This window comes from Pseudomonas sp. CYM-20-01, assembly GCF_023169845.1.
In the GTDB taxonomy this organism is placed as follows: domain Bacteria; phylum Pseudomonadota; class Gammaproteobacteria; order Pseudomonadales; family Pseudomonadaceae; genus Aquipseudomonas; species Aquipseudomonas azotoformans.
On record NZ_AP025169.1, the window covers coordinates 3,255,379 to 3,269,413 of the forward strand.

The window sequence follows — 14,035 nt, forward strand, 5'->3', positions numbered from 1 at the left end:
GACGCGCTCCTTGCGTGATGCGCTTTTGTGTTTTCTTAATACTGATGGAGACTATTATGAAAAGCCTTATTGCATTGCCGCTTGCTGGATTGATGCTTGTTTCATTCCAGGCATCTGCGTTGTGTTTGAATATTGCTGATAGTTATACCGGGATAATGCAGCCCAATGATGAGATTACGGTATATGGTCCATTTAAAATAACCGGAGCCAATGGCTGTTCTGCCGCGAATATCGATGCAACGGTTTCAGCGGGAGGAGCGGGAAGTGCTCCGGCGATTTTTATCGAGCGTGAAGTAGGCTCATCCTGGAGCAGAGTGTCATTCAGTATCGGCACTAACGCGTCTTACGTGGGGCCATTCGGTACCTATCGTGTAAGGCTGAAAAACGAAACCAGCGCGTCTAAATCCTATTCAGGTACGGTGAGATACGGACGCTAGATGAGCAGGCGGCGCGTCAGGTTGAACCTGGCGCGCCTTGACTCATAAATCAAATTCAAGCGTACTCATTTATCGATAAATCATTATTAGCGGACTTGACAAAATACGCCAATGCACCAACAGCTTGATTTGCGCTGACCATCCCTTGCAAGTGATCCATGGCACCGTCTTGCATTGCAACCATTGGTTCACTTTTGAAAAAAGCCCGCGTATCTTCCAGTTTCTCGTTGAATAGGGCAATGGCATTAAATTTTACGTGGGTGTTTGTTTGGCGACCATTGGCATCTGATGCACCATCACCCGAAATGAACATCCCAAAAGCGCGTTGGCTGATCATTCCGTCATCGTAGAGCCTTCTACCGACTTTCTTAAGCTCATCCGTACTGATTGACGTCATATCATAATCTTTCAAAAACTCCTTAAGTTGACTGATCTTCTCCTGATCGCCAAGCTTCAATGTATCCGCCGCCTCGGAGGCTTCGGTAATAGTGAAGGCATTCGTGACTTGCTGCGGGTTTTTGATGGCGTAAGCGTCTGTCTGCTTACTTAAAGGCGGATAGGAAACATTCAACGTAATGGCCATTTTAAAAAACTCCATTAATCGAAAGCTACATCGCTTTATCGGCCACGCCTGTCCTATCTTAAGTAGTCACCTTGGCTACTTGGGATACAGCGGCGGCAAGCTGGTGGTATCCGCCGTCGGATCCACCTCACGCTCAGCCATCGGAATTGCCTTCACCGCACGCCACAAGTCCTCTCCCAGCCAGAAATGCCCACTCTCGCTGTACAGCGCACCATTCAGCCCGTCCAACGCGTCCGACAGCGGCACAAACCGCGCCGCCATATCCGCCAGGGTTTCCGGCTGTTGCCGCGCCCAGGCGTCGAGGGCCTGGCGGGTAGCTTGGGGGTCGTTGGCCTGGGTGGCGCGTTTAAGGTCATCGAGCAGGGTGCGCGGGCTCGGGCCGGTTTGTGCGGCGCGCTGCACGGCCGGTTGCCGACGTGCACGCCACCACAGGCCAAACCCCAGCAGGGTGGTGCAGGCCAGGATCAATGTGCTCAGTTGCCATAGCCACAGGCGTTCATCGTCTGGTGCGGTGATCACCGTCGGTGTGGCGGGGGTATCCACGGCCAGGCTCGGGTTGATGGCAACCTGCACGGTGCGGGCGGGCAGGCTGGTGCGCTCCAGGTGGTCTTCGTGGGTGTTCCACCACACCACGTCCACGGCAGGCAGTTCCAGGTTACCTGCGCGGGTGGGCACGAGCGCCTCGCGGTCTTCGCGGCTGCCGATCAGGCCGCGGTCGTTGGTCTGGTTGCCGAGCACCGGCTGGTCCGGGTAGCGGCGCAGGCCGTTGACTTCGGTGCTGGGCAGTGCCGGCAGTTGCGCGCTGGACAGGCCTTCGGCCTTGACCGTGAGGCTGCGGGTCAGGGAGTCGCCGACTTGCACGTGCTCGGGTTCGGGGTTCCAGTTTTCGCTCAGGGTCAGGCTGCGTGCCGGCAGCCACGGCGTATCGGCGGGATACAGCGCCGGTTTGGGTTTGACCACCAGCGGCAGCTCTGCGGAACTCACGTGGATCAACTTGCCCGGCTTGGTGCCTTGCAGGGTGTTTTCCTGGGGTGGGCGCGATTCCACCAGCGTCGCGCTGAAAGTCTGCGCAGGGATTGCCAACGTGCCGCTGTGCTGCGGGTAGATGGCGTAGCGGGTCTCGATCACGCCGTGGCGGATGCTGTTGATGACCTTTTCGTAGGTGCGCGACTCGCCCAGCTGTTCCACACGCGCATCGGCAATTTGCAACGGCGTGAGGCTGCTGTCGTCATACAGCGACACCGAGTGGTAGACGCGCACGGTCAACAGCGCCTGGGCCTGGACGTAGACGCTGGTCTGGTCGAGGTTGGCCTCGACAAACACTGGCGCCAGCTCGGCAGCAGTGTTCTGGCTGGCGGTTTCCACCACTTGCAGGCTGATCGGCTGGGTCTTGTGTTCGCCCACTTGCAGGGGCGGGATGACCACCGTGCCGTTTTCCCGGGGCAGCAGGGTGATGATCCAGCGCGTGGTGGCGTGGTTGTCGCCGCCCAGCGTGGTGAGCTGGTTGATCTGCCGCGTGCCGCTGACTTCGAACTGTGCATCCAGCGGCGACAGGTCGGGCTTGCCGAACTGGGTCACGTCGCTGGATTCCACCGTGAGTTCCACCGTTTCCCCGGAGTTGACGCGGCTGCGGTCGACGCTGGCGACCAGGCTCGCCGCCTGGGCGTGGCCTGCCGACAGGGCGAGCAGAAGCAGTAGGGTGGTGCGGCGGCTCATCGAGTCTTGTCCTGATGTTGTTGCTGTTCGTACCAGAATTTGCGGCGCAGCAGTTCTCCGGGGTTGTCCGGGATCTCCTGCAGCCATTGCTCCAGGGCCTGGCGATGTTCACCGTCAAGGCTGGCATCGTTGGGCCGCAGCGGCGGGGTAGTGGTCTGTTCGTCGCCCAGTTCGCTGCCCGGCACTTCATTGCCCGCGGTTTGCGGCGTGTTGCCGGGCTGGGTGTCGCCAGTGCCGGCTTCGCCCTGGCCTTGGGATGACTGTTCGCCCCCCGTGGCGTTTTGCCCCGTGCCGCCCGGTTGCGCAGTTTGGCCGGGTTGGGTGGTTTCGTCATCCTCGTTTTTTGCCGCAGGAGGCGGCTCCGGTTGGGCCTGTTCCTGCATAAGGGTTTCCACCACCGCTTTGTTTTTCAGCGCCGGTTGCAGATCGGGCTGGGCTTCGAGGGCTTGCTCGTAGGCGTCGATGGCGGCTTCCAGTTCACCGGATTTTGCCAGGGCATTGCCCCGATTGTAGTGGGAGTAGGCGTCATTACCCTCGGCGAACAGCTTGATGGCCTCGGCATAGTTGCCGGCCTCGTAAAGCGCCACGCCCCTCCATTGCGGGTCCTGGAAGTGTTCGGCGGCTTCGGCGGGGCGTTTTTTCTTCAGCAGATATTGGCCCTGCTGGTCGGGGCGCAACCACAAATCCTGCAAGCCGAACGCATAGCTGGGCTGCGGCGCGCTCAACAACAGCAGCGGCAGGCAGAACAGCCAGCCACGCCGGCCAGCACAGGCGGCCAGCAGCAGCAGGGGCAGGAGCAGCCAGTAACCCTGGTCGGCCCAGGTGTCGAGGTGCAGCAACTGGCCATCGTTGCGCAGGGCTTGCGGTGGGTCGAGCACGCCGAGCTGGCGCAGGTCCTTGTCGTCCAGCCGCGCAGCGCGGTAGCGGCCACCCATTTCGCTGGCGAAGGCCTTGAGGGTCGGGCTGTCCAGGCGCGGCACCAGGATCGCGCCTTGTTCGTCCTTGAGGAATTCGCCGCTCTCCTGGGTCACCGGCGTGCCCTCGCGGCTGCCGATGCCGAGGATCGACAAGCTCGGCGCCTGGCCGCTTTGCAGCAGCAGGCGGATGCCCTGGCGCTCCTGTTTGGACAACGAAGAACCGATCAACAACAGGCGCCCCTGGCCGAGGCCGCCTTGCTTGAGCAGGCCCAGCGCCTTCTCGACGGCCAGGTCGGCGCGGTGGCCGGGTTCGGGCATGATCGAGGGGCGCAAGGCTTCCAGCAGGTTGCGGCTGGTGGCCAGGTCGTCCGACAGCGGCACCAGCGTGTGGGCGCTGCCCGCGTAGACGATGATGGCTGTTTGCGCGTCGGTGCGCGCCTGCAACAGGTCGTACAGTTTGCGCCGTGCCTGCTCCAGGCGGTTGGGCGGGCTGTCGGTGGCGAGCATTTCCGGGGTCAGTTCCAGCAGTACCACCAACGGGTCGGACGGCTTCTGGCTGGACTGTTCAACCCTTTGCCAACTGGGGCCGAGCAACGCCAGCACCGCCAACAGCCAGGCGATGCCGAGCACCACCCACGGCGATTTACTCTCGCGGCCGTTGCCACCACTGAGCAACACCGCGTGGAAGGCCGGCGGCAGGATCATCTGCCAGCGCCCGGCGCGCTTTTGCCGATGCCACAGGTGCCACAGCAGCCAGCCGAGCAACGGCAGCAGCAACAACCACCAGGGACGGAACCAGTGCGGCCACAGGTCGATCATCGACGCCTCCGCAAACGCAGGCGTTTAAGGCGTTGGCGCCATTCCGGGTGTTGCTGCAGGAACATGCCCTTGCTCGACAGTTTATTGAACACGCGTTGCAGGGCGTTGTTCGGCCAACGTTCCTGGATCACCAGCAACATGCTCAGCACCAGCGCGAGGGCCAGCGGCGCGCTGTACAAGGCCAGGGCGGGGCGTGCCTGGGTGGGTTGTTGTTCGACGGGTTCGAGCTTGTCGAGGGTTTGCTTGATCGCTTGCAACTCTTCGCCATCGCGCGCGCGGAAGTACTGGCCATGAGTGGCTTCGGCGATGGCCTTGAGCGCCGGTTCGTCGAGGTCCAGGCTCGGGTTGACGCCGAGGATGCCCAGGGAACCGGTCTGTTCCGGATCGGCGCCGATACCGATGGCGTAGATCTTCACGCCTTCTTCGGCCGCCAGGCGCGCAGCGGTCAGCGGGTCGATCTGCCCGGCATTGTTGGCGCCGTCGGTGACCAGGATCAGCACGCGGCTCTGCGCCGGACGCTGGCGCAGGCGTTTCAAGGCCAGGCCGATGGCGTCGCCAATCGCGGTGTTCTTGCCGGCAATGCCGATGCGCGCTTCATCCAGCCAGGTGCGCACGGTGCGGCGGTCGAAGGTCAGCGGTGCCTGCAGGTAGGCCTGGCTGCCGAACAGGATCAGGCCGACGCGATCACCTTGGCGCCCTTCAAGAAAATCGCCGAGCAGGTGCTTGACCAGGCTCAAGCGACTCACGTCTTCGTCCTGCCAGTGCATATCGGGAAAATCCATCGAGCCGGACACGTCCACCGCCACCAGCAGGTCGCGGCCACTGGCGGCGATGGGCAGCGGTTCGCCGAGCCATTCCGGGCGTGCGGCGGCGGTCAGCAGCAGCAACCACAGCACCACGAACGGTGCTTGCTGGCGCCAGCCTGGCAGGTTGACGCGGGCGCGGCGGCGGGCCAGGCCTTCGAGGTCGCTGAGGTAGCTGACTTTCAGGGCGGGCTCACCGCTGTCGGCTGCCGGCAGCACCAGGCGCATCAGCCAGGGCAATGGCAACAGGGCAAAGATCCACGGCCAGGCGAATTCAAACATGTTTGCGAATCCAGGTATCGACCGCTTGGGTCAGGCCGGCGATGGCCTTGTCGTCGAGTTTGCATTCGGGTTTGTAGGCGCCTTCCACCAACACCATCCAGCGCGTGAGGCCGGCGGCGGGGCAGCGGTTGTCGAGGAATGCCAGCCATTTGCGGCCGTTGAGGGTGTGGCTCTGGCTGTAGGGGTAGTCGTTGCGGCACAGGCGCTTGAGCAGGCCGTTGAGCTGTTGCAGCCAGGCGCCGGCAGGCGCGCCGTCGTAGGGTTTGGGCATCAGCGCCAGTTCCGCCAGGGCGGCAATGCGCAGCGGGTCCAGCGGTTGTTCGGCGCGGGCGATGGGGCGACGGGTCGGCAGGAAGCGGCGCAGCGACCATAGGCCCCAACCGAGCAGCGGAATCGCCAGCAGCAACAGCCACCAACCCGGCGCAGGCGGCCAGAAGCCGATGGCGGGCGGGGCGATCAGCGGCTGCAGTTGGTCCAGGCTGCTCATTGTTTTTTAACCGGGCGTTGCGGGTTGAGGTATTCACGCAGTTGCTCGACCATTTCGCTCTGGGTACTCAAGGGCATCAACAGCACACGCAGCTTTTGCGCGAGCAGTTCCCAGCGCGCAATGCGCGCTTCGGCCTGGGCCTTGTAGGCCTGGCGCAGGTCGAAGTTGAGCGTATCCAGTTCCAACTGCGCACCACGTTCGGCGAAACGCAGCAGCCCGGCGGCGGGCAGGGCGTGGTCCAGCGGGTCGGAGATCGGCAGCAGCAGCAGGTCGCAGTGGCGTGACAGCAGGCTCAGTTGTTGCTCGGCGCCCTCAGTGAGGGCGCGTTCGTCGCAGATCACAATCACCAGGCTGCCGGGGCGCAACACTTCGCGGCCACGGCGCAGGGCCATGCCGAGGGCGTCGGCTTCGGGGCGGCTCTCGGTGTTCAGGCTCTGGTTGACTCGCACCAGGCGGTTGAGCAGTTGCAGCAGGCTTTGTTTGCTGCGCCGGGGTTTGATTTCGTAGTGCTCGCTGTCGCCGAACACCAGCCCGCCCACACGGTCGTTGTGGCCCAGCGCGGCCCAGCCGATCAGGCTGGCTGCCTGCGCTGCGAGCACCGCCTTGAACATCTGCCCGGAGCCGAAAAACAGCCGGCAGCTTTGTTCCACCATGATAAAGATCGGCCGCTCGCGCTCTTCATGGAACAGCTTGGTGTGCGGCTCCTGGGTGCGCGCCGTCACGCGCCAGTCGATGGTGCGCACGTCGTCCCCGGCCTGGTACACGCGCACCTGGTCGAAGTCCACCCCGCGTCCGCGCAGCTTGGAGTGGTGCAGGCCGATCAGCGGGCTGCGCTGGCTTGGCGTGGAAAACAGCTGCACTTCGCGCACGCGATGGCGCATCTCGATCAACTCGCTGAGCGTGACGCGGACCCCATCGCTGGCGTTCATGGGTTTCAAGCGACGGCAACGACGTCGAGAATGCGTTGCACCACGCGGTCCTGGTCGATGCCGGCGGCTTCGGCTTCGAACGACAGGATGATGCGATGGCGCAGCACGTCGAACAGCACCGCCTGGATGTCTTCCGGGCTGACAAAGTCGCGACCGGCCAGCCAGGCATGGGCACGGGCGCAGCGGTCGAGGGCGATGGAGCCGCGTGGGCTGGCGCCGTAGGCGATCCACTCGGCCATCTCCGGGTCGAACTTGGCCGGGGTGCGCGTGGCCATCACCAACTGCACCAGGTATTCCTCCACGGCGTCAGCCATGTACAGGCCGAGGATTTCCTTGCGTGCGGCGAAGATCGCCTGCTGGCTGACGCGGCGTTCCGGCTTGGTTTCGCCGTTGAGCGCCTCGCCACGGGCCTGTTGCAGGATGCGTCGCTCGACGGCGGCGTCGGGGAAGCCGATCTTGACGTGCATCAGGAAACGGTCGAGCTGGGCTTCAGGCAGCGGGTAGGTGCCTTCCTGCTCGATGGGGTTTTGCGTGGCCATCACCAGGAACAGCGGCGACAGGTCATAGGTGCTGCGCCCGACGCTGACCTGGCGCTCGGCCATGGCTTCCAGCAGTGCCGATTGCACCTTGGCCGGGGCACGGTTGATTTCGTCCGCCAACACCAGGTTGTGGAAGATCGGCCCCTGTTGGAACACGAAGCTGCCGGTTTCCGGACGATAGATCTCTGTGCCGGTGATGTCGGCGGGCAACAGGTCGGGGGTGAACTGGATACGATGGAACTGCGCTTCAATGCCTTCGGCCAACTCTTTGATGGCCTTGGTCTTGGCCAGGCCCGGCGCGCCTTCCACCAGCATGTGGCCGTCGGCGAGCAGCGCGATCAACAGGCGATCGATGAGTTTTTCCTGGCCGAGAATCTGCGTAGAAAGAAAGGTTCGCAGCGCAAGCAGCGCTTCACGATGTTCCATCGATGACGGTTCCTGGAGAGATGAGCCTTGGGGTTGTGAAAAATGCCAAGGCCTGGGGCGTCTACTTTAATGCATGGAGGGGGGTGGCGACTAACGGCGTGACGGGTATTTTTGGCAAATCTTGTAGGAAATTTGTGTGGGAACACGGTCGATGTGGGAGGGGGCTTGCCCCCGATAGCAGTGGGTCAGTGGCTGCATCCGTGGCTGACACGCCGCTATCGGGGGCAAGCCCCCTCCCACATTTGATTGTGGGTGCCGTTTAAATTCGGGTGAAAGTGCCGGTGCCTTTCAGGATGTTTTGCAGGGTTTGCTCGACTTCGACCAGGTCCGACGCAGCGGTGGCGTGGGTAATCTGCAACTGGTCCTTGCCACCCAGGGCATCGGCATCCCCGGCAGCCAGTTCGATCAGCAGGATGGTGTCACTCAGCGTGACCTTCAGCCCATCCAGCGTCGACGGCTCGTAGTCCCAGGTCAATTCCACTTCGTCTTCGTCCGGGTAACGGGTGAGCATGAACATCTCGCCGTTCTTGCCGTGGCAGCAGAGCATGGCCATGTTGTCTTCTTCGTCGTCGCACGGCGTGGCCATCAGGGCGTCGGTTTTCAGTTGCAGCATGGGCAATCCTGTCTGGGGTAGGGCGTGATGCGGGCAATTGTGCCATTGCGGCGAATTTTGTGCTGCTTCCTGTGTCAGACCCAGTGCATGACCTGACGGGCAATATCGGTCATTTCTGATACTCGCCGGCGTCGAAGTAGCCGGATTTTCTGCCGGGAATGACGGGTTGCCCAAGTCGCAACCCGGCGCCTGCTTACCGATGACCGAATATGTCGCAGCGTCGCAAGCAGCTGGCTTCCTACACTCGTTAAGCTGCGCAACGGATGTGCACGAGCCTGGCGCCTGACCTGCCCGTCGTACCGTCACCCGGCTAGGTGCACATCTTATGGAAGTTGTATGTGACCTCATTGTCTTGTCCAGCTTCACCCACCTGTCACCCTGATTCGTTTATGGTGCTTTACTCGTCACCCAGCGAACAGCGCTGACGGTCTCCCCGCAAGGGGATAACACGCGACGCTTCCATCAATAACAAGCCCAAGCGGAGTACCACAGATGGCGTTTTTCACCGCAGCCAGCAAGGCCGACTTCCAGCATCAACTGCAAGCGGCACTGGCGCAGCACATCAGTGAACAGGCACTGCCACAAGTGGCGCTGTTCGCTGAACAATTCTTCGGCATCATTTCCCTGGACGAACTGACCCAGCGTCGCCTTTCCGACCTGGCCGGTTGCACCCTCTCTGCGTGGCGCCTGCTTGAGCGCTTTGATCACACCCAACCGCAAGTGCGGGTCTATAACCCCGATTACGAACGTCATGGCTGGCAGTCGACCCACACCGCGGTCGAAGTGCTGCACCATGACTTGCCCTTCCTGGTGGACTCGGTCCGCACCGAGCTGAACCGCCGTGGCTACAGCATCCACACCTTGCAGACCACCGTGCTCAGCGTACGCCGTGGCGCCAAGGGCGAGTTGCTGGAAATCCTGCCAAAAGGCACCCAGGGCGAAGGCATCCAGCAAGAATCGCTGATGTACCTGGAAATCGACCGTTGCGCCAACGCCGCCGAACTGAACGTGCTGAGCAAAGAGCTTGAGCAGGTGCTGGGTGAAGTGCGTGTGGCCGTGGCCGATTTCGAGCCGATGAAAGCCAAGGTCCAGGACCTGCTGGCCGGTATCGACGCAAGCCAGTTCGCCATCGACGGCGAAGAAAAGGCCGAGATCAAGAACTTCCTGGAATGGCTGGTGGGCAACCACTTCACCTTCCTCGGCTATGAAGAGTTCGTGGTACGTGACGAGGCGGACGGCGGTCATATCGAATATGACGCCGGTTCCTTCCTCGGTCTGACCAAACTGCTGCGTGCCGGGCTCACCGCCGAAGACCTGCGTATCGAAGACTATGCCGTCGCCTACCTGCGTGAACCGACCATGCTTTCGTTCGCCAAGGCCGCGCACCCAAGCCGCGTGCACCGTCCAGCCTACCCGGACTACGTGTCGATCCGTGAAATCGACGCCGATGGCAAGGTCATCAAGGAACACCGTTTCATGGGCCTGTACACCTCGTCGGTGTACGGCGAAAGCGTACGGGTGATTCCGTATATCCGCCGCAAGGTCGCGGAAATCGAGCGCCGCTCCGGCTTCCAGCCCAAGGCGCACCTGGGCAAGGAGCTGGCGCAAGTCGTTGAAGTGCTGCCCCGTGACGATCTGTTCCAGACCCCGGTCGACGAGCTGTTCAGCACCGTGATGTCGATCGTGCAGATCCAGGAACGCAACAAGATCCGCGTGTTCCTGCGCAAAGACCCGTACGGTCGATTCTGCTACTGCCTGGCCTACGTGCCACGCGACATCTATTCCACCGAAGTGCGCCAGAAGATCCAGCAAGTATTGATGGATCGCCTGAAGGCTTCGGACTGCGAGTTCTGGACCTTCTTCTCCGAGTCCGTGCTGGCCCGCGTGCAGCTGATTCTGCGGGTAGACCCGAAGAACCGCCTGGACATCGACCCGCTGCAACTGGAAAAAGAAGTGGTGCAGGCCTGCCGCAGCTGGCAGGACGACTACTCCAGCCTCGTCGTAGAAAGCTTCGGCGAAGCCCATGGCACCAACGTGCTGGCGGACTTCCCGAAAGGCTTCCCGGCCGGTTACCGCGAGCGCTTTGCCGCGCATTCGGCGGTGGTCGACATGCAGCACTTGCTCAGCCTCACCGAGGCCAACCCGCTGGTGATGAGTTTCTATCAGCCGCTGGGCCAGGTTTCCGGCCAGCGCGAGCTGCATTGCAAGCTGTACCACGCCGACACCCCGCTGGCGCTGTCCGACGTGCTGCCGATCCTGGAAAACCTCGGCCTGCGCGTGCTCGGTGAGTTCCCGTATCGCCTGCGTCACGCCAATGGCCGCGAGTTCTGGATCCATGATTTCGCGTTCATCGCCGCCGAGGGCGTGAACCTGGATATCCAGCAGCTCAACGACACTCTGCAGGACGCATTCGTGCACATCGTGCATGGCGACGCCGAGAACGATGCGTTCAACCGCCTGGTACTCACCGCCGGCCTGCCGTGGCGCGACGTCGCGCTGCTGCGTGCCTACGCCCGCTACCTCAAGCAGATCCGCCTGGGCTTCGACCTGGGTTACATCGCCAGCACCCTGAACAACCACACCGACATCGCCCGCGAGTTGACCCGGTTGTTCAAGACCCGTTTCTACCTGGCGCGCAAGCTCACCAGCGACGACCTGGAAGACAAGCAGCAACGTCTGGAACAAGCGATCCTCACCGCCCTTGACGACGTCCAGGTGCTCAACGAAGACCGCATCCTGCGTCGCTACCTGGACCTGATCAAGGCGACCCTGCGTACCAACTTCTACCAGACCGACGCGAACGGCCAGAACAAGTCGTACTTCAGCTTCAAGTTCAACCCGCACGCGATCCCTGAGCTGCCCAAGCCTGTGCCGAAGTTCGAAATCTTCGTGTACTCGCCACGGGTCGAAGGCGTGCACCTGCGCTTCGGCAACGTCGCGCGCGGCGGCCTGCGCTGGTCCGATCGTGAAGAAGACTTCCGTACCGAAGTGCTTGGCCTGGTGAAAGCCCAGCAAGTGAAGAACTCGGTCATCGTGCCGGTGGGTGCGAAGGGCGGCTTCTTGCCGCGTCGCCTGCCATTGGGCGGCAGCCGTGACGAGATCGCGGCCGAGGGCATCGCCTGCTACCGCATCTTCATTTCCGGCCTGTTGGATATTACCGACAACCTCAAGGATGGCGCCCTGGTGCCACCGGCCAACGTCGTGCGCCATGACGACGATGACCCGTACCTGGTAGTAGCAGCGGACAAGGGCACTGCGACCTTCTCCGACATCGCCAACGGCATCGCCATCGACTACGGCTTCTGGCTGGGTGACGCGTTCGCCTCCGGTGGTTCCGCCGGTTATGACCACAAGAAAATGGGCATCACCGCCAAGGGCGCGTGGGTCGGCGTGCAGCGTCACTTCCGTGAGCGCGGCATCAATGTGCAGGAAGACAGCATCACCGTGGTGGGCGTCGGCGACATGGCCGGCGACGTGTTCGGTAACGGCTTGTTGATGTCCGACAAGCTGCAACTGGTCGCGGCCTTCAACCACCTGCATATCTTCATCGATCCAAACCCGAACCCGGCGACCAGCTTCGTCGAGCGCCAGCGCATGTTCGAGCTGCCACGTTCGGCCTGGACCGACTACGACACCAGCATCATGTCCGAAGGCGGCGGTATCTTCTCGCGCAGCGCGAAGAGCATTGCCATCTCGCCACAGATGAAAGAACGCTTCGACATCGCGGCCGACAAGCTGACCCCGACTGAACTGCTGAACGCCTTGCTCAAGGCGCCGGTGGACCTGTTGTGGAACGGCGGTATCGGCACCTACGTCAAGGCCAGCAGCGAAAGTCATGCCGACGTGGGCGACAAGGCCAACGACGCGCTGCGCGTCAACGGCAACGAGCTGCGCTGCAAGGTGGTGGGCGAGGGCGGTAACCTCGGCATGACCCAGCTGGGTCGTGTGGAATTCGGCCTCAATGGCGGCGGTTCCAACACCGACTTCATCGACAACGCCGGTGGCGTGGACTGCTCCGACCACGAAGTGAACATCAAGATCCTGCTCAACGAAGTGGTGCAGGCCGGTGATATGACCGACAAGCAACGCAACCAGTTGCTGGCGAGCATGACCGACGAAGTCGGCAGCCTGGTGTTGGGCAACAACTACAAGCAGACCCAGGCCCTGTCCCTGGCGGCGCGCCGTGCCTACGAGCGTGCCGCCGAGTACAAGCGCCTGATGAGCGACCTGGAAGGCCGTGGCAAGCTGGACCGCGCTATCGAGTACCTGCCGACCGAGGAGCAGCTCACCGAGCGCGCCGCCAACGGCAAGGGCCTGACCCGTCCGGAACTGTCGGTGCTGATCTCGTACAGCAAGATCGACCTCAAGGAAGCGCTGCTCAAGTCGCTGGTGCCGGATGACGATTACCTGACTCGTGACATGGAGACCGCATTCCCGCCGAGCCTGGTCGCCAAGTTCGGTGAGGCCATGCGTCGTCACCGTCTGAAGCGCGAGATCGTCAGCACCCAGATCGCCAACGACCTGGTCAACCACATGGGCATCACCTTCGTGCAGCGACTCAAAGAGTCGACCGGCATGAGCCCGGCGAACGTGGCTGGCGCCTATGTGATCGTGCGTGACATCTTCCACCTCCCGCACTGGTTCCGTCAGATTGAAGCCCTGGACCACCAGGTCTCCGCCGACGTGCAATTGCAGTTGATGGACGAGCTGATGCGCCTGGGCCGTCGTGCCACGCGCTGGTTCCTGCGCAGCCGTCGCAACGAGCAGGACGCTGGCCGTGACACCGCGCACTTCGGTCCGCACCTGGCGGCGCTGGGCCTCAAGCTCGACGAACTGCTGGAAGGCCCGACCCGCGAAGGCTGGCAGAAGCGCTACCAGGCCTACACCGAAGCCGGCGTACCGGAACTGTTGGCGCGCATGGTTGCTGGCACGACCCACCTGTACACCTTGCTGCCGATCATTGAAGCCGCTGACGTGACCGGGCATGACGCCGCCGAAGTGGCCAAGGCCTACTTCGCCGTCGGCAGCGCCTTGGACTTGCCGTGGTACCTGCAGCAGATCAGTGATCTGCCGGTGGGCAACAACTGGCAGGCCCAGGCCCGCGAAGCGTTCCGCGACGATGTGGACTGGCAGCAACGCGCGATCACCATTTCCGTCCTGCAAATGGCCGATGCGCCACAAGACATGGAAGCCCGCGTGGCCCTGTGGCTTGAGCAGCACAAGGACATGGCCGAGCGTTGGGTGGCGATGATGGTGGAAATCCGTGCTGCGGTCGGCACGGACTACGCCATGTACGCGGTAGCCAACCGTGAGTTGCTGGACCTGGCGTTGAGTGGGCAGTCGGTGTTGCAACCGGCCTAGACCCCTGGTGAAACCAATGTGGGAGGGGGCTTGCCCCCGATGGCGGTGTATCAGTCAACATCTTCATTGACTGACACGCTGCCATCGGGGGCAAGTCGAATCGTCGCACCGCCCCTCCCACAT

Annotated in this window: 10 protein-coding genes; 2 read left to right on the forward strand and 8 right to left on the reverse strand. The window is 62.4% G+C overall.

Going from position 1 to position 14,035, the window contains the following annotated elements:
* The first annotated feature begins 56 nt into the window (after positions 1–56).
* Positions 57–437, forward strand: coding sequence for a hypothetical protein (locus M2497_RS14505; RefSeq protein WP_134434904.1), 381 nt, complete (start codon positions 57–59; stop codon positions 435–437).
* A gap of 55 nt (positions 438–492) precedes the next feature.
* Here M2497_RS14505 and M2497_RS14510 read toward each other — a convergent pair whose 3' ends face one another.
* The 8 genes from M2497_RS14510 to M2497_RS14545 form a co-directional block, all read right to left on the reverse strand.
* Positions 493–1,020 (reverse strand): hypothetical protein, encoded by a 528-nt coding sequence (locus M2497_RS14510; protein WP_248488093.1) that lies wholly within the window; start codon positions 1,018–1,020, stop codon positions 493–495.
* A gap of 75 nt (positions 1,021–1,095) precedes the next feature.
* Entirely contained in the window at positions 1,096–2,736 is a 1,641-nt protein-coding gene (locus M2497_RS14515; protein WP_248488094.1) for a BatD family protein, read from the reverse strand.
* Positions 2,733–4,472, reverse strand: a complete 1,740-nt coding sequence (locus M2497_RS14520; protein WP_248488095.1) for a tetratricopeptide repeat protein — start codon at positions 4,470–4,472, stop codon at positions 2,733–2,735. Before M2497_RS14520 ends, M2497_RS14515 begins: the two co-directional genes overlap by 4 nt.
* A complete protein-coding gene (locus tag M2497_RS14525; protein ID WP_248488096.1) occupies positions 4,469–5,557 on the reverse strand; it encodes a VWA domain-containing protein in 1,089 nt (362 codons plus the stop codon). The genes M2497_RS14520 and M2497_RS14525 overlap by 4 nt, the downstream gene beginning before the upstream one ends.
* Positions 5,550–6,044 (reverse strand): DUF4381 domain-containing protein, encoded by a 495-nt coding sequence (locus tag M2497_RS14530; protein WP_248488097.1) that lies wholly within the window; start codon positions 6,042–6,044, stop codon positions 5,550–5,552. Before M2497_RS14530 ends, M2497_RS14525 begins: the two co-directional genes overlap by 8 nt.
* Positions 6,041–6,973: a DUF58 domain-containing protein gene (locus M2497_RS14535; RefSeq protein ID WP_248488098.1), complete on the reverse strand. Its 933-nt coding sequence runs from the start codon at positions 6,971–6,973 to the stop codon at positions 6,041–6,043. Before M2497_RS14535 ends, M2497_RS14530 begins: the two co-directional genes overlap by 4 nt.
* Positions 6,974–6,978: 5 nt before the next feature.
* Positions 6,979–7,938 carry a MoxR family ATPase gene (locus M2497_RS14540; protein WP_003174327.1) on the reverse strand — a complete coding sequence of 320 codons (960 nt, stop codon included), beginning with the start codon at positions 7,936–7,938 and terminating at the stop codon, positions 6,979–6,981.
* Between the two features lie 259 nt (positions 7,939–8,197).
* Positions 8,198–8,551 (reverse strand): hypothetical protein, encoded by a 354-nt coding sequence (locus M2497_RS14545; RefSeq protein WP_248488099.1) that lies wholly within the window; start codon positions 8,549–8,551, stop codon positions 8,198–8,200.
* A gap of 492 nt (positions 8,552–9,043) precedes the next feature.
* Here M2497_RS14545 and M2497_RS14550 point away from each other — a divergent pair, with 492 nt between their 5' ends.
* Positions 9,044–13,912: an NAD-glutamate dehydrogenase gene (locus M2497_RS14550; RefSeq protein ID WP_248488100.1), complete on the forward strand. Its 4,869-nt coding sequence runs from the start codon at positions 9,044–9,046 to the stop codon at positions 13,910–13,912.
* The last annotated feature ends 123 nt before the right edge of the window (positions 13,913–14,035 follow it).